Origin of the sequence: Synechococcus sp. CCAP 1479/10 (assembly GCF_019038515.1) — a bacterium.
In the GTDB taxonomy this organism is placed as follows: domain Bacteria; phylum Cyanobacteriota; class Cyanobacteriia; order PCC-6307; family Cyanobiaceae; genus Cyanobium.
The window spans coordinates 76,522-97,180 of record NZ_JAFKRJ010000001.1; the positions used below are offsets into that span (position 1 = coordinate 76,522).

Consider the following 20,659-nt stretch of genomic DNA (forward strand, 5'->3'; position numbering starts at 1 on the left):
CCCTCAGGCCTGGGGAGCCGCGGGGGCGGTGATCAGGTTGAAGGCGGAGAAGGCCAGGCCGAAGCCGAACAGGGTGCCGATGGCCCAGAGGCTGTCGGAGGGCCACTCGGCGATCAGCATCCCCCCCAGCACCACGGTGACGATGCCATCGAGCAGCACCAGGCCCCGGGCCGGCCCGGCGCCGGCGGCGGCGCCCGCCAGTTCCATCACCCCTTCGACGGCCAGCAGCACGCCGATGAACAGGGTCAGGCTCACGGTGCTGGCCACCGGGAAGGCCACCAGGCCGATGCCGCCTACCACATAAAGCACCCCGGAGATGGCGCGGAACACCTTGCTGCGGGTGTCATCGGCCGAGGTGAGCCGCAGCAGCTGGGAGACGCCCGCCGCCGCGGCCACCCCGCCCAGGGCGATGGTCAGCAGGGTGGCCGACACGAAGGGAAGCGCCAGGCAGAGGACGGCCGCCACCAGCAGCAGGCCGGCGGTGACCCAGCGCAGGGTGGGGGAAGCGGGGACGGACAAGGGCTTGGAGAGGCTGGCTGGAGGTTAGGCCGCTTTCCCCTGGCCGACCGCCGGGCTCAGCGGGTGCGGGGCGGGCCGTTGTAGAGGATCGCCACCACCGTGCGACCGTCCGGGGCGATCCTGATCTCCGTTTCCGTGGTGGCCGGCAGGCCCTTGGCCTCCCAGCCGGGGGGGCCTCCGAGGAAGCGGTAGACGAAACCGTCGGCGTCGTTGCGCACCAGGCAGGGATTGCTGGCCGCCGAGGTGCTGAACATGCAGTTGGCCGGGGTGTAAACCGTCAGCCCGCCGTTGCTGAGCACGGCCGCGTTGCGGGCCAGGTTGAGGGCCCGGATCTCGTTGAAGGGGATCCCCTGGGCCAGGACCGGGGCCAGGGGGGCCACCGCCAGCAGGAGCCCGGCGGCGGCGGGCAGCAGGCGGGCGGCGGGCCGGAAACGGAAGGCCATCGGGGTCCTTGCGGGTGTGTCCAGTATCGATGCGCTGGGCGGATCCGCGCCTCGGGGCCGCTGGCCGCCGCAGACTTCCGACGTACGTTGTCGGTTCTGATCCATCGCCTCCGTGATCCGACCTTCGGCAGCGCCCGCGACGCCGGAGGTTCTGGTGCGCCGGCGGCATCGCTTCTACCGCCGGCTGCTGGTGCTGTGTGTGCTGGTGATGCTCAGCCTGGCGTTTCCCCAGACGTTGAGCCTGGTCGGATCGGTGAGCTACCTCCTGATCACGGTCCTCACCACCGTGGAACTGAGCGGCTGCCTGGCCGGCGGGGTCGGGCGTTCCTGGAGCGACCGTCTGTTCCTGGCGCTGGGATGCACCAACCCCTTTCTCCAGCTGTACTGGCTGCTGACCCCTGAGTCCCGGCGGCTGTCCGGGGTGCCCCTGCTGCTGATCACCACGCTGTTCATCGGCTGGAGCCTGGTGCGGCTGGTGCGGAGCCTGGGCCGGGAGCCCCGGGCCACCCGGTCGGTGGTGGTCGGGGCGGTGGCCGGCTATCTCCTGCTCGGCCTCAGTGGTGGCCTGGTGCTCAGCGTGCTGGAAACGATCCAGCCCGGCAGCTTCCTGGCCAACACCGCCGATGGCCAGGCCGCCATCGTTCGCCCCCAGGCGGGGGCGCGCGCCCACAGCGTCTGGGAGCTGGATTTCGCCCGCATCAATTACTTCGCCTTCGTCAGCCTGACCACCACCGGCTACGGCGACATCACTCCGGCCAAGCCGCCGGCGCGCATGGCCAGCGTGGTGCTGGGCATTGCCGGGCCGCTCTACATCGCCGTGATCCTGGGGGTGCTGATCAACCGGTTCAAGGGGCCGGAGGGGGGCGCCCCCGGCAACTGAGAAAGGCCATCGGGCGGCACGGCCCGCTCCAGCCCCACATCGACACCGAGGTGCTGGTCGGGACGGCCGGTGATCAGCAGGGCCGTGCGCTGGCGGGTGGCGATCTGCCACATCCACTTGCTGAACAGGGCGATGCGGTTCTCGGTGTCGGGGATGAAGGCCAGATGGGCCAGGGCCCACAGGATCCAGCCCGCCAGCCCGCTCACGTGCAGCCCGCGCAGATCCGCGACCGCGTACCAGGGGCCGATCACGGCCATGCTGCCGAGGTCGAACCAGCGGAACGGGGCGCTGCGGCGCCCCTCCAGACCCGCCAGGATGTCGCGCGCCACCCAGCCGCCCATCTGCACCGCCGGCCCCGCCATGCCCGGCAGCACCCGGCCGTCGCCGGTGTGGGCGTAATGGCAGAGGTCGCCCACCGCCCGGATCTCCGGGTGCCCCGGCAGCGAGAAGTCGGCCTCCACCTGCAGCCGTCCGCCCCGGTCGACGGGGGCGCCGGTGCGTTCGGCCAGCAGCCGGCCCAGGCGGGAGGCGCGCACCCCGGCGGTCCAGCAGATCGTGGCGGCCTCCAGGTCGCCGAGGCCAACGCCGCCGGTGTCCGCCTCGCCGGTGGCATCCGGGGGGCGCCGCAGGAGCACCCGGCCCGGTTCGATGGCGGCCACCATGGTGTTCAGGCGCAGCTCGACGCCGGCCCGCTCCAGGTAGGCCGCGGCGTCGGCGGAGAGATTGGCGGCCATCGCCGGCAGCACCCGATCCACCGCATCCAGCAGGATCACCCGGCACTGGGCCCGGTCGAGCTGCTTGAAGTCCCGCTCCACGGCGCGGTGCATCAGCTCGATCAGGGAGCCGGCCAGCTCGCAGCCCGCCGGCCCGGCCCCCACCACCACCACCGACTGCAGGAAGCGGCGCCGTTCGGGATCCCTGGTCTGCTCGGCCTCTTCGAGGGCCATCAGCAGCCGGCGGCGGATCTCATCGGCGTGCTCGAGGATCTTCATCGGCGGCGCCAGGGGCCGCCACTCCTCGTGGCCGAAGTAGGTGCTGCCGGATCCACTGGCGAGGACCAGGTGGTCGTAGGCGTAGCGGTGGTCGTTGAACACCACCTCCCTGGCCTCGGTGTCGATGTCGATCACCTCGCCCAGCAGGATCTGGATGTTGGGGGCCTGGCCCACCATCTGGCGCAGGGGGGACGCCACATCCGCCTCCGACACCAGGCCGGAGGCCACCTGGTACAGCAGGGGCTGGAAGAGGTTGAAGTTGCGCTTGTCGATCAGGGTCACGCGCACCGGCTGTCCCGCCAGCACATGACAGGCCTTGAGCCCGGCGAAGCCACCGCCCACGATCACCACGTGGGGCCAGTCGGCCATGGCGCCGTGGGGCGGATCCAGCTCGAGGAAGAAGCGTTCCGGGGCCATCGCACGCCTCCAGGGTCTCTCAACGTATCCAGATCACTGGGGTAGGGGTTGTAGTAATGGCAGCGGTTTGACTGGTAAGGGAAGGTGTGGTCTGCAGGAAGTTGCTTCGAATCGTGAAAAAAATCACGTCCCCTGCCTCGCCATGTCCCTGGTTAACCCGTTCCCATGGGTCCGTGGCTGCGACGCGCTGCTTTTACTCTGGCCTGGCTACGCCAGCTGTCTGATGATGCAAGAAAAGTTGTGGGGAGTCGTTAATCTTCAGTTGATCTCTCCTGCCAGGTCAGTCCCATTCTGCGGGAATGCAAGGAGTGGAGTTCATCTCTGGAGGTCATTGGCTCCACAGGGCCTTTGACGTACCTTGAATAGCTACGCACCGACCTTGTCACACCACTCCAATCCAGCCAACACCTGAACCGACTTCTCGGCTGGACGTCGCGACGGGCATAGGATGGGACTCGTGTCCTGAATCCGTGCACTTTCGTTGCACAGGCCTGCTGTGGTCGTTGCCCCTCCAACGATGGGAAGCTCGGACGAAAGGCAAGATCTTGGCGTGCTGTTCGTTCATGGCATTGGACAGCAGAAACGGGGATCAACACTCGTCAGCTTTGGAGAGCCACTTTATCGCTGGTTCCAGGAGCGCTTCGATGGAATTGCTCGCAGTTGGTCGTTTACTGGCCTTACCTTTTCCCAGGAGCGTGACTGGCTTGCCCGTAAGGCGCCGAGTTGGAGCGGACCAGGGAATTCTATTGATACCACCAAACACTTCGAGACCCTGAATTGCCTCATCACTGGCCTGTCGATGGATACGCCACAGGGTCCGTTGAAACCGTTGGAGGAGGTGGTGAATGATGCCGCCGGTAACTTCGTATGTGCACGTGCCGTCCTGCGTGATGCCCAGGTAACCACCACGTTTAATGATGCGCCATCCCATGCCCTTCTTGAGCTCCATGCGTTGGACAGGGAGGGCACTCTGCATGAGTCGCGATGGCTGATGGCCGAGTCGTGGTGGGCTGAGTCGTTTGCCGCACCTAGGTTTCGTACGCTGGCCACGTGGCTCATCGCCATCGTGCCTTGGACGATGGGGTCGCACTTCGGTGTTCGTGTCAGGCGGTCGGTCAGGGCTTTCAGAGCTCAATCTGGCTTTGCGCGAGTTTCTGCAGTGCTGTCGCTGCTGAAGAACTTTTTGATGCTGTTGTTTTCCTTGCCATTAGCTGTATTGCTCGAGTTATGCATTGCTGCTGTCGTGATGTTTGGTTTGCTGCCCATTCCTGGTCTGAGCCGAGTGCTGCTCGCGATGGAAGGTCTGCTGGCAAGTTTTCTCGGTGACAGTCTGGTGTTGGTGGCGAGTCCGATGCAGCAGGCCGCCATGATCGCTCAGGTGCATCGTGATCTGGTTTGGCTTTCGGAGCGATGCAAGCGTGTGGCCGTGATTGCGCACTCTCAAGGTGGCGCGGTTGCCCACCGAGCGCTGCGCCATGCTCGTCCACCTGAAGTTGCTTTGCTTTTGACGTTCGGATCGGGATTGCGAAAGCTTGAGGAGCTGGAGCAGATGTCCAAGGAGAATGATGGTTTCTTCGGCCGAATCTATCTTACTTTTGCGGCTGTCCTGATGATTGGATTCTCGCTGACTGGAGCGAAGATCCTTGGGACGTTTGGAGCCATGGTTACTGGAATGGCAGGCATCAGCATTTTTATCTTCTTGGTGTTCATGTATCTCTTCGAGTACCCAGCTCACGCGATTAACTGGTACGGGTCTCAATTCAGGGCGCAGGGCCTATGGTGGGTGGATCTCTATGCCACCGACGACCCGGTTTCCAATGGTTCGTTGATGGATCATGAGTCTGACGTGATTGGGCCAGAGTCAATTGAAATCGTGAATGAACGCTCTCTGGCAAGAGATCACACGACCTATTGGCGGAATACAGAAGAATTTGTTTCCCTTGTATCTTGGGCTCTTGTGCATGTTACTGGTGAGCCGTGGAAGTCACTGAGTGCTCTGCCTACGGGTTCCTATGTTACCGGGAAGGTTCGGCGGAGATGGCGTGTGAGGTCCTTGTCCGTAGCGAACTTGCTTGCGACAGGCTCTGCTCTGGCCGTGGTTTTGTCCCATGCCGGGGCCTGGAGAGCATTGTGCATGTGGACTTTTGCGCAGATGACCAGCGGAGTCAATGTCCTGTTTCCGGGCGTGATTCGACATACGACCCCAGTGCCGCCTAGCAGAGAAGTCTGGTTCGCAACCTGCGGTTCCCTTATCACGATCTACGCATCAAGTCGTGTGTTGCGGTGGCTATGGGAGCGGTGGGGTTCTCATGAGCTGAGTAACTTTTTCGGAGTTCGTCCAGGTGTTGAGTCAGGTGCACCGGTCTCCTCCTGGATTCGGCGTTTCAATCCGACTTCGGCCGACACAAAAATTCTGAATGACATGTGGTTTTTCTTTGCGATGGCTTTGGCTCCAGTCTTTATCGCCATCTGGTTTGCTCCCGCCCTCGTCGGCGGGCATGTGATCAATGTTGGCAGCGCCCTGAATTGGATGGTTGCTGTCGGGCTAGTGGCAAGTGTGATCGTTCTTCTTGGCATGGATCTCGCTGGCGCCCGAGCCAGAAAACTTGCGCGTGAACGAGAGCAGGCTTTGGCCAAAGCGGCATCCAAAGACACCAAAGATGTCTAGACCCTCATCTATCCAGGCCCTCTTTACTCCTGTCATCTGGCAACACCATCTGGCTTCTCCAGCCATATCAAGAACAGCTCCTTCTTGACTTCCTATCGATGTGATCAACGAGCCTGGGGCTGTGGTTGAGGATGGGTGACCAACAGCCCGCCAGGTTGCCCCCCAGCGTTCAGGGCTTGCCGATGGCGGTGAAGGGGGCACAGCGACAGGCTTCGATCGGCTGGATGATCTGTCTGAGCTGTTGGCGGTTCGGGGTTGGCCAGCGAAGATCATCACCCCAGGCGGCCTGGCGTACCAGGGACCCCTTCAGGGATCGGCATCGACCAGTCCATGCTCCACCAGCAGGGACCCGAGCTGAGAGGCGCCACATCCGCCTCCGACACCTGACCGGAGGCCACCTGGTAGAGCAGGGGCTGGAAGAGGTTGAAGTTGCGCCTGTCGATCAGGGTCACGCGCACCGGCTGTCCCGCCAGCACATGGCAGGCCTTGAGCCCGGCGAAGCCACCGCCCACGATCACCACGTGGGGCCATTCGGCCATGGCGCCCTGGGGCTGAACCTCAGGACGGAGCCGTAGGCAGTCCACCACGGCGGCCAAGAGAGACCGAAGCTGCTAGGTTGAAAATGATTCCCATGACCGGCCCTTTGGGTTCTGCTCCGATGCGCTCGGCCCCTTCCGCGGCCCCTGATCGGGATCGCCTGCCCGTCACCGTCCTCACCGGCTATCTCGGCTCCGGCAAGACGACGCTGCTCAACCGCATCCTCACCCACGAGCACGGTCTCAAGGTGGCGGTGATCGTCAATGAATTCGGTGAGGTGGGCATCGACAACCAGCTGGTGATCGATGCCGATGAGGAGATCTTCGAGATGAACAATGGCTGCATCTGCTGCACCGTTCGCGGCGATCTGATCCGTATCATCGGCAACCTGATGAAGCGCCGTGACCGCTTCGATCACCTGGTGATCGAGACCACCGGCCTGGCCGATCCGGCCCCCGTGATCCAGACCTTCTTCGTCGATGAGGACCTGCGGGACCAGCTTCGGCTCGACGCCGTCGTCACCCTGGTCGATCTCCGGCATGTGGAGCAGCACTGGGAGAGCGAGGAGGTGCAGGAACAGCTGGCCTTCGCCGATGTGCTGCTGCTCAACAAGACCGATCTGGTGGAAGCTGAAGCGCTCGAGGCCATCCGCCAGCGCACCCGGGCCATCAATCCCCTGGCCCGGGTGATTCCCACCTGCCGGGCCGATGCGGCCATGGACCAGATCCTGGGCGTGGGGGCCTTCGAGCTTGAGCGGGCCCTGGAGATCGATCCGGATTTCCTTGCCTCCGACCATGACCACGAACACGACGATGCCGTGAGCTCGGTGGCCTTCATCGAAGAGCGGCCGATGAGTTACGGGAAGCTGGAACGCTGGGTCGATGGGCTGGTGAGCGAGCAGGGTCCCGATCTGTTCCGCATGAAGGGCATCCTCCAGATCGATGGCGAGAGCCACCGCTATGTCTTCCAGTCGGTGCACATGCTCATCGACAGCGCCCGGGACCGTCCCTGGCGGGCGGATGAAACCCCAAAAACCGAGTTCGTGATCATCGGCCGCGATCTCGATGAACCCGCCCTGCGGGCCGGTTTTGAGGCCTGTGTCGCCTGATCCGGCCATGGCGCCCCCCCAGGCCCTGGTGCAGGAACGTCTCTGTGGCACCTGCGGCAACGCCATCACCGCCCAGGCCTGGTCGGCCGATGGCGAGTTCCTGGCGATGGCCACGGCCGGTGGGGAGCTGCTGCTGCTTGATTTCCGGGCGGGCTGCGAGGAGCTGCTGCGCGGCGAGCGGGACAGCAGCCTCGATGTGCTCGGCTTCAGTCCCGACGGCCGTTTTCTGATGGCGGCGGGCCAGAGCGGCGAGTTGCTGCTCTGGGAGATGGGCGGCACGGGGGTGCGGCCGATGGCCTTCGATCCGGTGCCGCTGCAGGCCGGCTGGCTGGATGCGGCCGCCTGGCGGCCCCAGGGCGCCCTGCTGGCGCTGGGGGCCGGCCGGCGGCTGAGGCTCTGGGACGGGGACGCCCGCGCGCTGCGGGAGGAGAGCCAGGAGCTGGAGCGTACGGTGCTGTCGGTGGCCTGGAGCCGCGATGGCCAGCGGCTGGCGGCCGCCTGCCACGGCGAGATGCTCCTCTGGCGGCCGGACGATCCCGGCGACCTGCCCCAGCGCTGCGCCACCGGCTCGGCCGGCGTGGCCCTGGGCTGGTCCGACCAGGGGACCCTGCTGGCCAGTGGCCAGCTCGACGGCTCGCTGATGCTCTGGCCCGACGGCGCGGCCGGCCGCGGCTGGCAGTTCAGCGGCTTCCCTGGCAAGGTGCGCTCCCTGGCCTGGTGCGATCAGCCGGGGCGCCTGGCCCCCCTGCTGGCCGTGGCCTCCACCGACATCGCCGTGCTCTGGAGCCAGCAGGACCGCGGCGCCAAGGGCTGGAAGCCCGAGCCCCTGGTGCTGCACGAGGGTCGCGTCAACGCCGTGGCCTTCGCCCCCGGCAGCAGCCTGCTGGCCAGCGCCTCCAGCGATGGCACCGTGGCGCTCTGGGATGGCCGCGGCCGCCTGCAGCAGCTGCTCGAGGGCGACGGCCAGGGGATCACCTGCCTCAGCTGGCGACCCGATGGCCGCCACCTCGTCGCCGGCGGCGACCAGGGGCAGTGGTGGCTCTGGCCCGTCAGCCTGCCCCCATCCGTCCGCTCTCGCCCCCAGCCTTCCCGCCCCCAGCCTTCCCGCCCCCAGCCTTCCCGCCCACCCCGTTCCGGAGGTTTCGCCCCATGACCCAGCCCCCCGTCCGTCGTCCCGTCCTGGCCCTGGCCGCGGGGCTGTCCGCCCTGCTGCTGGGCTGCCGCTCCGCCGTGCAGGCGCCGGAAGCCCAGGCCGGCCGGGCCGATCGCCCCCGGGTGGTGACCACCTTCCTGCCGATCACCCTGTTCACCCGGGCCGTGGCCGGCGACTGCGCCGAGGTGACCGCCCTGATCCCAGCCGCCAGCGGCCCCCACGATTTCCAGGCCAGGCCTGGGGATGTGGCCGCCCTGAAGAACGCCAAGGTGCTGGTCAAGAACGGTCTGGAGATGGAGTCCTTCCTCGACAAGCTGGTCAAGGGGGCCGAGAACCCCGACCTGAAGGTGATCGACTCCAGCCGTGGCATCGCCACCCTGGAGAACCCGGAGGCGAGCGGTGAGGCCAAGGCCAAGGCCCACGACGACCACGGCCACGACGACCACGGTCACGGCCACGGCCATGACCACGGCCCGATCAATCCCCACATCTGGCTCGATCCGGTGCGCGCCGCCCAGCAGGTGGACAACATCCGTGACGGCCTGATCGCCGCCGATCCCGCCTGCGCCGACGGCTACCGCCGCAACGCCGCCGCCTTCAGCGGCCAGCTGCGCCAGCTCAACACGGAATTCGAGAAGCAGCTGGCGCCCTTCCGGGGCAAGACCTTCGTGGTCCTGCACGACTTCGCCCCCTACTTCGCCGACCGCTACGGCCTCAAGGCCGCTTACCTGGTGGATGTGCCGGAGCAGAACCCCTCGCCGGCGGATCTGGCCCGGGTGGCGGAGACGGTGAAGCGCACCCAGCTGCGGGCCCTGCTCAGTGAACCCCAGGAAGGCAACCGCTCCTTCAACGCCCTGGCCGGGGATCTGGGGATCCGCATCAGCGTCTTCGATCCGATGGAGACCGGCACCGAGGAGTCCTCCCGCAACGCGGCCACCTACGCCGAAGTGATGCGCCGCAATGTCACCGATCTGGTGAGCGCCTTCCGCTGATGGCCGTGCTGGAGGTCGAGGGCCTGCGGGTGCTGCGCGATGGGGTGCTGGCGGTGGACGACGTCAGCTTCCAGCTCGCGGCCGAGAGCGACACGGCCCTGGTGGGGCCGAACGGGGCCGGCAAGAGTTCCCTGGTGGGGGCGATTCTGGGCCTGATCCCCCGCCAGGCCGGGGAGGTGCGGATCCTCGGCCACCGGCTGGGCCCCGCCGGCCAGCTGCCGGCCCAGGTCCGCTCCCAGCTGGCCTTCCTGCCCCAGGCCCTGCCGCTTCAGGGGCGCCTGCCCCTCACCGTGGCCGAGTTCGTCGGCTTCGGCTGGGATCCGCCTGGCCCGCGTCTGCCCTGGAGCGGCGGCGGCGCGCGCCGCTCCGCCGTGCACTCCGCCCTGGCCAAGACGGGCTGCGGTCCCCTGGCCGAGCGCCTGCTGAGCGAGCTCTCGGGGGGGCAGCTGAAGCGGGTGCTGCTGGCGTTCTGCGTTGTGCGGCCACGGCGCCTGCTGGTGCTGGATGAGGCCCAGGCCGGCCTGGACGCCTCCTCCACCGAGCAGTTCCACAGCCTGCTGTTCGACCTGCGCCGCAGTGAGGGCTGGACCGTCCTGCAGGTCTCCCACGACCTGGACATGGTGCGGCGCAGCTGCGACCAGGTGCTGTGCCTCAACCGCCAGCTGCGCTGCAGCGGCCATCCCGAACTGGCCCTGTCCCGGGCCCAGCTGGAGCGCCTCTACGACCCGGCCGACCTTCCCAGCCATCCCCGGCGCCAGGCACCCATGGGCCGTCCCCGGATCGGATGACGGAGTTCTCCCCGTTCAGCGCCGTGATCGGCCAGCCGTTCATGCAGCGGGCCCTGGTCGGCGGGCTGCTCACCGGGGCCCTGGGCGGCCTGCTGGGCAGCTTCGCGGTGCTGCGCCAGCTGTCCTTCTTCAGCGATGCCCTGGGCCATTCCGCCCTGCTGGGCATCAGCCTGGGCATCCTGCTGGGGCTCAACCCCACCCTGGTGCTGATCCCGTTCGCGGTGCTGTTCGCCCTGCTGGTGAACCTGCTGGTGCAGCGCAGCCAGCTCCCCACCGATGCCCTGCTGAACATCGTCTACTCCACCTCCCTGGCCTTCGCCGTGGTGGCCCTCAGCCTGGTGACCACCTACAAGGGCGGCATCCAGCAACTGCTGTTCGGCGACATCCTCGGCATCTCCTGGCTGGACCTTGCCCTGATCGCGGTTCTGCTGGTGGCGGCGGTGGCCTACCTGCTGGTGAGCCTGCGGGCCCAGGTGCTGGTCACCCTGCATGCCGATCTGGCCGGGGCCTTCGGCGTCGGCAGCCAGTGGCACCGTATCGCCTTCATCCTGCTGCTCGCCGTGGTGGTGGCGGTGTCGATCAAGGCGGTGGGGGTGCTGCTGATCAGCGCCTTCGTGGTGATCCCCGCCTGTGCCTCCCGGCTGGTGAGCCGGCGCTTCGGCACCTACCTGGTGCTCTCTTCGGTGATCGGCGGCGGCTGCGCGGTGCTGGGACTGCTCGGCTCGGGCCTCACCAACCTGCCGTCGGGCCCCTGCGTGGTGATCGTGCAGTTCTTCGGCTTCCTGCTGGCCCTGCTCTGGAGCCTGAGGGGGCGGCCTCAGCGGCTGCGGGCCAAGCCGGCCGTCACCTCCTGACCGGCCGCCAGCACGATGCCGGCGCAGGCCTCGGCATCGGAGAGGGCATCGTGGTGCTGGAGCGGCAGCCCCAGATGCCGGCACACATCCGGCAGCTTGGTGGGCCGCAGATTCCAGGCCTGCCTGGCCACCTGCACGGTGCAGACGAAGGGCTGGGCCGGGGGGCGCAGGCCGGCCTGCTCGCAGCAGGCCCGCAGCACACCGGCATCGAAGCTGGCGTTGTGGGCGGCGATGAACTGCGCCCCATCCAGGCAGGCCGCCAGCTGGGGCCAGAGCTCGGCGAAGCTGGGCGCATCGGCCACCTGCGACCAGCTGATCCCGTGGATGGACGTGAACTGGAACGTCCGGCGCGGCGGCCGGATCAGGTGGTGCTCGCGGCGCACGATGGTGCGTCCCTCCACCCGCACCAGGGCGATCGAGCAGGCGCTGTCCCGGCCCTGATCGGCCGTCTCGAAATCCAGCGCCACGAAGCAGTCCTGACAGACCGCCATCAGGGCGTCCTCCCCCCGGCGCAGGAACCGGCGCTCATCACGGTCCAGGTTGGCGGCGCCCCAGCGGCTGCGGTGGGTCCAGAGCTGGCGGTAGCGGCGCCTCCGGCTCCGGCCAGCCAAGGGCCCTGAGTTCTTCGCTGCGGCTGGAGTCCTCCATCGGCATGACGGGCGGAGTTCTCCCGATCCTGCTCACCAGAGGCCGCGAATGGTCGGTGTGACGGGTTCGGAGGGCATGGGCACGGGTGCTTCCGGGGCCGGTGCGGCAACGGTCCCGCCCTTGGCGACAGCAGCCCGGGGCGGCCCCCCGAAGCGCCAGCGCAGGCCGCAGCCGTAGCTGAGCTCATTGACGTTGCTTCGGAAGGATCCGGCCACCCCGGCGTAGAGGGAGAACTGGTCGGAGGTTTCCAGTTCCACGTTCAGACCGACGGTCAGGTCGTCGGCACCGCGGTTCTGGCCCTGCACGTCGATCGCCCCCAGGGCCGGGACCTCCGCGAAGGAGGCCGTCAGCTGCTGCTCCTGATCGGGATGGGTGCCCGCGTCGGTGTCATACGCGTAGCCCAGCGAGAGCCGTGGGATCAGGCGGGTGCTGCTGCTCAGCTGCAGGGGGGTTTCCAGGGTGAAGCCGATGCCGAAGACGAGGGAATCAGCGCTGTGACCGTCGACGCTCAGGTTGAGCGACTGGGCGCCCGATTCGGAGAAGCCCGCCTGGTTGTAACGGCTGTAGGCCACCGTGGCGTTGGGCCTGAGCCGGACGGCGTTGCGATCGGCCTTGTCCGCCGAGAGGATCCAGTCGTATTCGGCCTGCAGGGCCGTGGTGAAGCCCGTACCGCCAAAGCTGGCGGTGGCGATGCGGTCAAGGCTGCCGAAGTTGATGCTGCGGTTGGCGCTGGACTGGAAGTTGGTGTAACCGACCATTCCCTTGATCTTCCAGGGTCTGGACGGTCGATAGAGGCCCCAGAGGCTGCCGCTGTAGGTGTCCGAGCTGATGGAGGCGTTGGCATACTGAATGTTGTAGAGATTCGCCTGGCCATAGCCGAAGTTGGCTCCCACGCTCCATTGCCTGGAGACGTCGTACTGGAGGCCGTAGCTGCTCTGGAAGATGTTGTAGTCGAGGGAGGAGAGATCGTTGGTGCCGGTCATGCTCGCCTGGGTATTGGTGGCATCGATCAGCAGCGACCAGCGGCTGGCCTGGGGGATCTTCAGGGGCTGGCAGTCCAGGGGGCGTGGATCGCGGTCGGCGGGGATCAAGGTGCCGTCCGCGGCCCGGCACACCTCCGCTTCGGTGAACAGCCGGATGGCCTGGCTGCTGTCGCCCAGGGAGAGGGTCTGGCGGCGAAACTGCTCCAGCGCCGCCAGGGCCACCGTCTGCATCGAGGCATAGGGCTCGGCGGTGATGGAGTGGAGGGCCTGGTTCAGCTGGGCCCGGGTGGGGAGGCTGTAGAGGGCTCCATAGACCGCGATGAAATCCGGTGTGACAGCAGCCGCCAGGGCCTGGTTGCTGCTGTAGCCACTGAAGCCGCCATTGATGGTGGGGATGGCAAAACCACCCCGGAGGCCCTGGCTCGCGGCCGCGTACACCGAAGACATGCCGGCATCCAGGGCTTTGGCCGTGGGGATGCTGTTGCCATTGGGCCCGTTGGCTCCTGAGGAACCACCCACGGTCAGGTTGAATTGACAGGCAGCGGCATTGCCGGTGTTCGCCGTGCACTGCTGCAGCAGGGTGGGGATGGTTCCGGTGATGGCCAGGGTCAGGGCGCCACCCGTCGGCTTCACGGCAGCGATCGTGGCGATTCCAGGCGGGGTGTTGGTGGGGATCACCGAGCCCGTCGGGCTGAGCTGCAGCCAGCCGAATTGCAGTTTGTCGGGATCGGCGACGGCCGTGCCATTGGCGAGCAAGGTGAAGGCCGCGTCCTCATCACGCACGAACCGGAAGCCGCTGGTTCCCGCCACGCCGCCGGTATCGGCAAAAAGGCCCGGGTCCCCGCCGACCGTGCCAAGTGGAACGGTCACGGCGGTGTAGACCATCCCGGGGGTGATGGGGGCTCCCTGAAAGCTCGTCAGACGCAGGTTTCCCTCCAGAAGGAGAAACTGCCCGGTGCCAGAACCCGTCAGTTGCAGCAGATCGCTCTGGCCGGATCCGGCCACATCGATGGCCAGGGTGGCGGAGGTGTCCTGGAGATAGGAGCCTCCGTTGATGGTCAGGGTGCCGATGCTCTGCTGACCCGGAGACACCGTGCCGAAGTTGAGGACATTGGCGCTGATGACGCCGTTGCCTCCGAGCAGCGCATTGGGTTGGATCAGCACATCCGAGGTGCTGGTGCCGTTGAGGATCAGGCTTCCTCCATTGATGAGCGTCTGTCCGGTGTGGCCCAAGTCGCCACTGAACACCTGGGTGTAGCTGCCGTCCTTGATCAGGTTGCCGCTGCCGCTGATGTCCACACTGGAGTTCCGCGTGAACGGGGCATTCAGGTTCAGCGTGAGGTTGCCGGCTCCCAGTTCGATGGCACCGGCACCACCGAGGGCCTCAATGGTCTGGTTGTTGTCCCTGAGGCGGAGGCGTCCATTGCCAAAGAGGATCAGCTCGGTGCTGGTGGGCAGGGCATTGGTGATGCCGATGTCCACGGTGGCGTTGTCCCAGATGGACGTGAGGCCCTGATAGGTGCTTTGGCCGCTGAGAAGCACAACAGCTCCGTTGGCACCGGAGTTTCTGAAGTTGATGCTGCCCTGCAGGCCGGCCTGATCCGCGAACACACCACTGAAGGTGGCGTTGTTGCCAGCGGCATCGATGGCATTGGTGCTGGAGTCATCCAGACTGAAATTGTTGGCCACCGTCCTGCCGGAGGCCGACACCGCCAGGGTGCCGCCCTTGAACTGGGGCAGAAGCCTGCCGGCGAGCAGGCTGGAGGTGGTGTTGACGCTGGTGCCGTTGTTACCCGGCAGGATGGGACCGGCCAGGGGCCGCGGAGCCACCACTTCCTTGGCCAGCCACACGGTGCTGTACGTGGACGCGCCGGTGAGGCTGTTCCAGCTTCCCCCTCTGGAATAGGAAATGTTCAGGACCGGATCCCACACAAATCCATCGAAAGGAAGCGCGCTTTCGTTGAACTGGGCAGGGCTTCCTGACTGCCAGACAAAATTGGGCCCCAGGCCAGTTCCCAGGGCAGGATTGGGAAGTCCCAGCTGGTCTCCTGTGGCTGCCGAAAGACTCTGGGCCAGCTGAGAATTGCCGAACCAGGAACTCTGCCGAAAGTCCGTGGCTCCATTGCAGCCCAGGATCCTGCCAGGCGCGAAACACTGGGAGAGATCGACGGTGTAGATCGTGCCGTTGAACGTCACTTCCAGCGGCGCGGCAGCGGCAGGCTCGACCGGACTGAGGAACGCCGAAGCCACCAGCAGGGCCAGGGCGCCGGGGGCCGTGTCCTTGATCAGCGCCTGCCAGCCCCGCCGTCGATCCGGAGCCTTCCGGTTGTCATGACTGGCACCGGGGTGCCCGATGCGTTGGCCGATGGGCTGACCGAGTTGTTCATCCTGAACGCTGGCCATCTGTCTCTGATTCCCTGCTTTTTTCATCCGCCGATGGCCGCTTCCGGCATCGTATCGGGGTGCGAGTTGTCCACAACTCTCGCCTGTTCGATGTGATCTTTGTTGATCTCTTGCTGCTCAAGATGTAATGAAAACGCAGGTTGTGGTTAGCTGCGCTCCAGCAGCCGGTGGCGGTGATGGCCGGGCCCGGGGCTCCGGATGCGGCGGTCTCTGGATGGGCTTGCCCCAGGGAGGCCCTGCAGTGCTTTCCGTGGCGGGCGTTGGCCTGGTGGCCGCCCCGCCGCAGCGGCACCAGCAGCAGCGGCACCAGCAGCCTCTTCAGCCGCTCCAGGAAGCCGATCCGCCCCGCCTACTCGACCTGCCGGACTTCGATGGTCGCGATCGGCAGGTGGTTGCTGGCTTTGCAGACGGCGGAACCCCTGCCCGTCCCGCCATCCTTGCTCCGGCTGGTGAACGTCCATGCGAAGGTGCGCTGCGCGCCGTCATCGCCGGTTTTCGTAAACGGGCTGGTCAGTTTGTAGCTGGCTGGATGCAGCAGCTTGTTCTTCACCAGTTGCTCGCAATCCGCCTGTTGCTCCGGCCGCCGGTCCTTCATGGCCAGCTCGGGGGAGGGTTCGTTTGAGAAGGCCAGCTTGCCGAGCAGTCCGATGGTGACAACGAGGATCAACCCCGAAGCGCCGAGCACCGCCAGGCGCCATCGCGGTGTCCCCGGACTTCGGGGGCTCCCTTTGCGCGGGCGCCGGGCCTTGCGGTCGTTCCGGCGCGGTTGAGGCTCAGGGCGCTGGCTTGATCGGCCTTGGTTCCGGGAATGTCCCAGGCGTTTCAGCCACAGGGAGAAAGGATGATCGCTCACGCCAGCCCTTCCGCTGGCGTGAGCTGGGGTGGATGGATGGACGGCAACGGAATGCGGCGTTTACCACGACATCACACCATAACAATGGCCTGGCACCATCACGGCGCCATCACCCCCCGTCACTCAGAGTTCGGCGCCGCAGAACTTGCAGTGGCGCGCATCCGGGTCATGCCCGCCCTTGAGGCAGGTCCCGCACACCACCGGGCTGGTCTGGTCCTCCTGCGGCGGCCGCAGCACCGACAGGCCGATCTCGGCGCTGAGGATGCCCGTGGGCACGGCGATGATGCTGTAGCCGATCAGCATCACCACCGAGGCCATGAAGCGCCCCAGCGGCGTCACCGGGGCCACGTCGCCGTAGCCCACCGTGGTGATGGTGACGCAGGCCCAGTAGATGGCCACCGGGATGCTGCGGAAGCCGTCGTTGCCGGCCTCGATCACGTACATGAAGGCGCCGATCAGGATCACCAGCGTCACCATCGCCAGCAGGAACACGGTGATCTTGCGGCGGGCGGCGATCAGGGCGCTCCAGAGGAGTTCGGCCTCCTGCAGGTAGGCCCCCAGCTTCAGCACCCGGAACACCCGCAGCAGCCGCAGCACCCGCACCACCAGGAACAGCTGGCCGCCACCGATCAGCAGCCCCAGGTAGGTGGGCAGGATCGCCAGCAGGTCCACCAGCCCGAAGAAGCTGGTGGCGTAGCGCCGCGGCTCGGCCACCAGCCGCAGCCGCAGCAGGTACTCGAGGCTGAACAGCAGGGTGAAGCCCCACTCCAGCCCCAGGAAGGCGCCGGCCCAGCGCTGCCGCAGCAGCGGATCGCTCTCCAGCACCACCGCCAGCACGCTGAGGGCGATCGCCAGCATCAGCACGGCGTCGAAAGCCTTGCCGGAGGGGGTGTCCGTCTCGAGGATGGTGCGCTCCAGCCAGGGGCGCCCGACCACCCGCACCAGGACCAGGGCCACGGCAACCAGCCCGACCAGCAGGAGCGGGACCAGCAGGGGCTCCAGCAGCGGCACCTGCAGCATCGTCAGCCGCTCCCCAGGTAGGAGGCCCGCAGCCCCGCATCGGCCAGCAGGGCGTCGGCGCTGCCCTCCAGGCCGATGGCGCCGCCCTCCAGCACCACGCCGCGGTCGGCGATCTCCAGGGCGGCGGTGGCGTTCTGTTCCACCAGCAGCATCGACAGGCCGCCTGCGTGCAGCGCCGCCAGGGCGGCCATCACCTCGGCCACCAGCTTCGGTGCCAGGCCCAGGCTCGGCTCATCCAGCAGCAGCAGGCTGGGCCGGCCCATCAGGGCCCGGGCGATCGCCAGCATCTGCTGCTCGCCGCCCGAGAGGTTGCCGGCCAGCTGGCGGCGCCGTTCCGCCAGGCGTGGGAACAGGCCGTAGCAGCGCTCCAGGTCGGCGGCGATGCCGGCCCTGTCGCGGCGCAGCCAGGCCCCCAGCTCCAGGTTGGTGGCCACGGTCTGGCGGGCCAGCACCCGGCGGCCCTCCGGGCAGTGGCCGATGCCGAGGCGCACCGTGCGGTGGGTGCTCACCCCCGCCAGGTCGGCGCCGCGCCACAGCACCTGGCCGGCGGCGGCGCCCACCAGCCCGGAGATGGCCCGCAGGGTGGTGCTCTTGCCGGCGCCGTTGGCCCCCAGCAGGGCCACCAGTTCCCCCTCCCGCACCTGCAGATCGAGGCCCCGCAGGGCGGTGAGGGCGCCGTAGCGCACGGTGAGGCAACGCAGCTCCAGCAGCGGCGCGCTCATCGGCCGTCTCCGCCGGCACCGCCCGAACTGCCACCCGAACTGCCACCCGAACTGCCCAGATAGGCGTCGATCACCCGTGGATCGGTGCGCACCGCGGCGGGGCTGCCCAGGGCGATGCGCCTTCCGAAGTTGAGCACCGCCAGCCGGTCGCAGAGCTGCATCATCAGCGGCACGTGGTGCTCGATGATCAGCACCGTCAGGGTGAAGTGTTGGCGGATCGTGCCAATCAGCCGCCGCAGGTCGTCCTTTTCGGCCGGGTTCATGCCGGCGGCGGGTTCATCCAGCAGCAGCAGTCGCGGCGCCGTCGCCAGGGCCCGGGCGATCTCCAGCCGGCGGCGGTCGCCGTAGGGCAGGTCCCCGGCCCGCTGCTCCGCCAGGGCCTCCAGCTCCAGCAGGGTCAGCAGCTCCATCGCCCGCTCCTGCAGCTGCCCCTGCTGCCGGCGGAAGGCGCCGCTGCCGAGCAGGGACCCCAGCAGGGGGGCACGGGCGGCGTGGTGCAGGCCCACCAGCACGTTCTCCCGCACCGAGAGACTCTCGAACAGGCGCAGGTTCTGGAAGGTGCGGGCGATGCCGAGGCGGTTGAGGCCGCTGGCCCCCAGGCCCGCGGTGGGCGCGCCCCGCCACAGGCAGCGGCCGCCGCTGGGGGGGGTTAGGCCGGAGATCACGTTGAACAGGGTGGTCTTGCCGGCACCGTTGGGGCCGATCAGGCCGAAGATCTCCCCCTCCTCCAGCTCCAGGCTCACCTGATCGAGGGCCAGCAGGCCACCGAAGCGGCAGCTGACCGCCTCCACCTGCAGCAGGGGAACGGGGCCGGTGCTGTCTGGGGTCTGGTTCATGGAGCCTGGGGAGCCTGACGGCCGCGGTGGCGCCCTCGTCCCAGCCGGGCGGCCAGCCAGTGCAGCCGCTCCGCCGTCACCAGTCCCTGGGGGAAGAACAGCGGACCCAGCAGGATCACCGCGCCGAACAGGATCAGGCGCAGGTCCCCCACTGGCCGCAGCAACTCCGGCAGGGCGGTGAGCACCAGCCCCCCCAGCACCGGCCCAGGCCACAGGCGGGAACCGCCGAACACCACGAAGGCCAGGGTGGTGATGCTGGCGTCGAAGCTGCCGGCCCGGGCGTTCCAGGAGTTGAAGAAATGGGCCGCCAGGGCGCCGGTGACGCCGGCGAGCACGGCGCTGGCCACGAAGGCGATCAGCTTGGTGCGGGGGGTGTCGATGCCCACGCAGGCGGCCGCCAGTTCGTCGTCGCGGATGGCGGCCATCGCCCTCCCCAGCCGCAGGGCCTCCAGCCGCTGGCACAGCCAGCAGGCCAGGGCCAGCAGCGCCAGGGTGAACAGCACGTAGCCCTCGGCGTGGGCGAAGGGCTGGGGGATGCCGAAGATGCCCATGGCGCCGCCGGTGAAGGGCAGGTTGAGGTTGAGCACCCGCAGGATCTCCACCAGGGCGATGGTGGCGATGGCCAGGTAGATCCCCCGCAAGCGCAGCACCGGTCCGCCGATCGCCAGGGCGATCAGCCCCGCCAGGGCCCCGCCCAGCACCATCTCCGCCAGCAGGGCCGGCAACGGTGAGGTGGCGCCGCTGCCGGCGAAGGCGGGGACGCCGGTGGAGAGCAGGGCGGCCACGTAGCCCCCCACCGCATAGAAGCCCGGGGTGGCCAGCGACAGCTGTCCGCAGCGCAGTGGCAGATACACCGAGAGCGCCAGCAGGGCGCCGAGCAGCATCTGTTCGAGCAGGGCGGCGTCCATGGCCCTCACACCTTGGTGGGCAGCGGCCGGCCCAGCAGCCCCCGGGGCCGCAGCAGCAGCACCAGGAACAGGAATCCGTAGCTGACCGCATCCTTGTAGCCCGACCAGTCAGCTGGGACGAACGCCTCCGCCAGCCCGACGATCAGCCCGCCCAGCACCGCCCCCGGCACGCTGCCCAGCCCCCCCAGCACCAGCACCGCCAGCCCCTTGAGGCCGTAGCCGATGCCGAAGTAGGGCCCGGCGATGCTGACGCTCAGCCCCACCAGGCCGCCGGCCACCCCGGCCAGGAAGCCGCTGAGTCCGAAGGCCAGGCGCACCATGGCTGTGCTGTCGATGCCGAGGAGCTGGGCGGTTTCGGCGTCCTCGGCCACCGCCTGCAGCCCCTTGCCGTTGCGGCTGCCCTCCAGCCACAGGGTGAGCAGGGCCAGCAGCAGCACCGCGATCCCCAGCAGCAGGGCCTGGACCGTGCGCACCCGGGCGCCCAGCAGGGGAAAGGAGGCCGGCAGGCCGCCGAGGGCGCCGGTGGGGATGGCGTAGCTCTCCGCCCCCACCAGCAGCTGGATCAGGTTCACCAGGATCACCCCGGCCCCCAAGCTGGTGATCAGGGCCAGCAGCGGATCGGCCCGGCGGCGGCGCAGGGGGCGGAAGGCCACCCGCTCCACCAGCAGGGCCACCAGGGCCGCCCCCAGCCCCGCCAGGGGCAGGGCGCCCCAGAAGGGCAGGGCGAAGGGCAGCTGGAAGCCGGCCAGCAGACCGTTGGCTCCCACCGCGCCGCCGATCAGCAGGTAGGTGAAGTAGGCCCCCAGGGTGAACACCGCCCCATGGGCGAAGTTGATCACCCCCAGGACCGAGAACACCAGGGTGTAGCCGAGGGCGAACAGCCCGTAGACCGCCCCCACCGACAGACCGTTGACCAGGATCTGGAGCAGGTCCAC

Annotated in this window: 18 protein-coding genes and 1 pseudogene; 7 read left to right on the forward strand and 12 right to left on the reverse strand. The window is 67.8% G+C overall.

The window, feature by feature from the left end; genetic code table 11:
- Nucleotides 1-3 precede the first annotated feature (3 nt).
- Entirely contained in the window at nucleotides 4-519 is a 516-nt protein-coding gene (locus KUG39_RS00325; RefSeq protein WP_094583980.1) for an HdeD family acid-resistance protein, read from the reverse strand.
- A 56-nt stretch (nucleotides 520-575) separates the two neighbouring features.
- Entirely contained in the window at nucleotides 576-962 is a 387-nt protein-coding gene (locus KUG39_RS00330) for a hypothetical protein (RefSeq protein WP_198960035.1), read from the reverse strand.
- 112 nt (nucleotides 963-1,074) lie between these two features.
- Between KUG39_RS00330 and KUG39_RS00335 the strand changes: the two genes are divergently transcribed.
- On the forward strand, nucleotides 1,075-1,842 hold the full coding sequence (locus tag KUG39_RS00335; RefSeq protein WP_353617293.1) for a potassium channel family protein: 768 nt from the start codon (nucleotides 1,075-1,077) through the stop codon (nucleotides 1,840-1,842).
- Here KUG39_RS00335 and KUG39_RS00340 read toward each other — a convergent pair.
- On the reverse strand, nucleotides 1,770-3,251 hold the full coding sequence (locus KUG39_RS00340) for an NAD(P)/FAD-dependent oxidoreductase (protein WP_216911987.1): 1,482 nt from the start codon (nucleotides 3,249-3,251) through the stop codon (nucleotides 1,770-1,772). The genes KUG39_RS00335 and KUG39_RS00340 overlap by 73 nt on opposite strands.
- Nucleotides 3,252-3,801: 550 nt before the next feature.
- On the opposite strand from KUG39_RS00340, the gene KUG39_RS00345 reads away from it, so the two are divergent.
- A complete protein-coding gene (locus tag KUG39_RS00345) occupies nucleotides 3,802-5,919 on the forward strand; it encodes a hypothetical protein (RefSeq protein WP_216911989.1) in 2,118 nt (705 codons plus the stop codon).
- A 362-nt stretch (nucleotides 5,920-6,281) separates the two neighbouring features.
- Here KUG39_RS00345 and KUG39_RS00350 read toward each other — a convergent pair.
- Nucleotides 6,282-6,458, reverse strand: a pseudogene (locus tag KUG39_RS00350) (FAD-dependent oxidoreductase); the annotation flags it as partial.
- 119 nt (nucleotides 6,459-6,577) lie between these two features.
- On the opposite strand from KUG39_RS00350, the gene KUG39_RS00355 reads away from it, so the two are divergent.
- From KUG39_RS00355 to KUG39_RS00375, 5 genes are read left to right on the forward strand one after another with little or no spacing between them, the layout of a single operon-like run.
- Nucleotides 6,578-7,564 (forward strand): CobW family GTP-binding protein, encoded by a 987-nt coding sequence (locus KUG39_RS00355; protein ID WP_216911991.1) that lies wholly within the window; start codon nucleotides 6,578-6,580, stop codon nucleotides 7,562-7,564.
- A gap of 7 nt (nucleotides 7,565-7,571) precedes the next feature.
- Nucleotides 7,572-8,717, forward strand: coding sequence for a WD40 repeat domain-containing protein (locus KUG39_RS00360; protein ID WP_216911993.1), 1,146 nt, complete (start codon nucleotides 7,572-7,574; stop codon nucleotides 8,715-8,717).
- Nucleotides 8,714-9,709 carry a metal ABC transporter solute-binding protein, Zn/Mn family gene (locus KUG39_RS00365; RefSeq protein WP_216911995.1) on the forward strand — a complete coding sequence of 332 codons (996 nt, stop codon included), beginning with the start codon at nucleotides 8,714-8,716 and terminating at the stop codon, nucleotides 9,707-9,709. The genes KUG39_RS00360 and KUG39_RS00365 overlap by 4 nt, the downstream gene beginning before the upstream one ends.
- On the forward strand, nucleotides 9,709-10,497 hold the full coding sequence (locus KUG39_RS00370) for a metal ABC transporter ATP-binding protein (RefSeq protein WP_216911997.1): 789 nt from the start codon (nucleotides 9,709-9,711) through the stop codon (nucleotides 10,495-10,497). The genes KUG39_RS00365 and KUG39_RS00370 overlap by 1 nt, the downstream gene beginning before the upstream one ends.
- The gene (locus KUG39_RS00375; protein WP_216911999.1) at nucleotides 10,494-11,351 is read left to right on the forward strand and encodes a metal ABC transporter permease; all 858 of its coding nucleotides are present in this window, start codon (nucleotides 10,494-10,496) and stop codon (nucleotides 11,349-11,351) included. The genes KUG39_RS00370 and KUG39_RS00375 overlap by 4 nt, the downstream gene beginning before the upstream one ends.
- On the opposite strand, the gene KUG39_RS00380 is transcribed toward KUG39_RS00375, so the two are convergent.
- The 8 genes from KUG39_RS00380 to KUG39_RS00415 form a co-directional block, all read right to left on the reverse strand.
- Nucleotides 11,315-11,962, reverse strand: coding sequence for a 3'-5' exonuclease (locus KUG39_RS00380; RefSeq protein ID WP_286192811.1), 648 nt, complete (start codon nucleotides 11,960-11,962; stop codon nucleotides 11,315-11,317). The genes KUG39_RS00375 and KUG39_RS00380 overlap by 37 nt on opposite strands.
- A 69-nt stretch (nucleotides 11,963-12,031) precedes the next feature.
- A complete protein-coding gene (locus tag KUG39_RS00385) occupies nucleotides 12,032-15,385 on the reverse strand; it encodes an autotransporter family protein (protein ID WP_216912001.1) in 3,354 nt (1,117 codons plus the stop codon).
- A gap of 349 nt (nucleotides 15,386-15,734) precedes the next feature.
- Complete coding sequence (locus KUG39_RS00390) at nucleotides 15,735-16,052, reverse strand: hypothetical protein (RefSeq protein WP_094583991.1); 318 nt, start codon at nucleotides 16,050-16,052, stop codon at nucleotides 15,735-15,737.
- Between the two features lie 309 nt (nucleotides 16,053-16,361).
- Nucleotides 16,362-17,258, reverse strand: coding sequence for an ion transporter (locus tag KUG39_RS00395; protein WP_190612092.1), 897 nt, complete (start codon nucleotides 17,256-17,258; stop codon nucleotides 16,362-16,364).
- Between the two features lie 2 nt (nucleotides 17,259-17,260).
- Nucleotides 17,261-17,980, reverse strand: coding sequence for an ABC transporter ATP-binding protein (locus tag KUG39_RS00400; RefSeq protein ID WP_216912003.1), 720 nt, complete (start codon nucleotides 17,978-17,980; stop codon nucleotides 17,261-17,263).
- Nucleotides 17,977-18,816, reverse strand: coding sequence for an ABC transporter ATP-binding protein (locus KUG39_RS00405; RefSeq protein WP_216912005.1), 840 nt, complete (start codon nucleotides 18,814-18,816; stop codon nucleotides 17,977-17,979). Before KUG39_RS00405 ends, KUG39_RS00400 begins: the two co-directional genes overlap by 4 nt.
- Complete coding sequence (locus KUG39_RS00410) at nucleotides 18,813-19,724, reverse strand: branched-chain amino acid ABC transporter permease (protein WP_094583994.1); 912 nt, start codon at nucleotides 19,722-19,724, stop codon at nucleotides 18,813-18,815. Before KUG39_RS00410 ends, KUG39_RS00405 begins: the two co-directional genes overlap by 4 nt.
- A gap of 5 nt (nucleotides 19,725-19,729) precedes the next feature.
- Nucleotides 19,730-20,659 carry a branched-chain amino acid ABC transporter permease gene (locus KUG39_RS00415; protein WP_094583995.1) on the reverse strand — a complete coding sequence of 310 codons (930 nt, stop codon included), beginning with the start codon at nucleotides 20,657-20,659 and terminating at the stop codon, nucleotides 19,730-19,732.

Coding starts and splice junctions, on each gene's coding strand:
- KUG39_RS00330 (WP_198960035.1), bottom strand. CDS start 962: ATGGCCTTCCGTTTCCGGCCCGCCGCCCGCCTGCTGCCCGCCGCCGCC.
- KUG39_RS00340 (WP_216911987.1), bottom strand. CDS start 3,251: ATGGCCCCGGAACGCTTCTTCCTCGAGCTGGATCCGCCCCACGGCGCC.
- KUG39_RS00355 (WP_216911991.1), top strand. CDS start 6,578: ATGCGCTCGGCCCCTTCCGCGGCCCCTGATCGGGATCGCCTGCCCGTC.
- KUG39_RS00360 (WP_216911993.1), top strand. CDS start 7,572: ATGGCGCCCCCCCAGGCCCTGGTGCAGGAACGTCTCTGTGGCACCTGC.
- KUG39_RS00365 (WP_216911995.1), top strand. CDS start 8,714: ATGACCCAGCCCCCCGTCCGTCGTCCCGTCCTGGCCCTGGCCGCGGGG.
- KUG39_RS00370 (WP_216911997.1), top strand. CDS start 9,709: ATGGCCGTGCTGGAGGTCGAGGGCCTGCGGGTGCTGCGCGATGGGGTG.
- KUG39_RS00375 (WP_216911999.1), top strand. CDS start 10,494: ATGACGGAGTTCTCCCCGTTCAGCGCCGTGATCGGCCAGCCGTTCATG.
- KUG39_RS00385 (WP_216912001.1), bottom strand. CDS start 15,385: ATGGCCAGCGTTCAGGATGAACAACTCGGTCAGCCCATCGGCCAACGC.
- KUG39_RS00395 (WP_190612092.1), bottom strand. CDS start 17,258: ATGCTGCAGGTGCCGCTGCTGGAGCCCCTGCTGGTCCCGCTCCTGCTG.
- KUG39_RS00400 (WP_216912003.1), bottom strand. CDS start 17,980: ATGAGCGCGCCGCTGCTGGAGCTGCGTTGCCTCACCGTGCGCTACGGC.
- KUG39_RS00405 (WP_216912005.1), bottom strand. CDS start 18,816: ATGAACCAGACCCCAGACAGCACCGGCCCCGTTCCCCTGCTGCAGGTG.
- KUG39_RS00410 (WP_094583994.1), bottom strand. CDS start 19,724: ATGGACGCCGCCCTGCTCGAACAGATGCTGCTCGGCGCCCTGCTGGCG.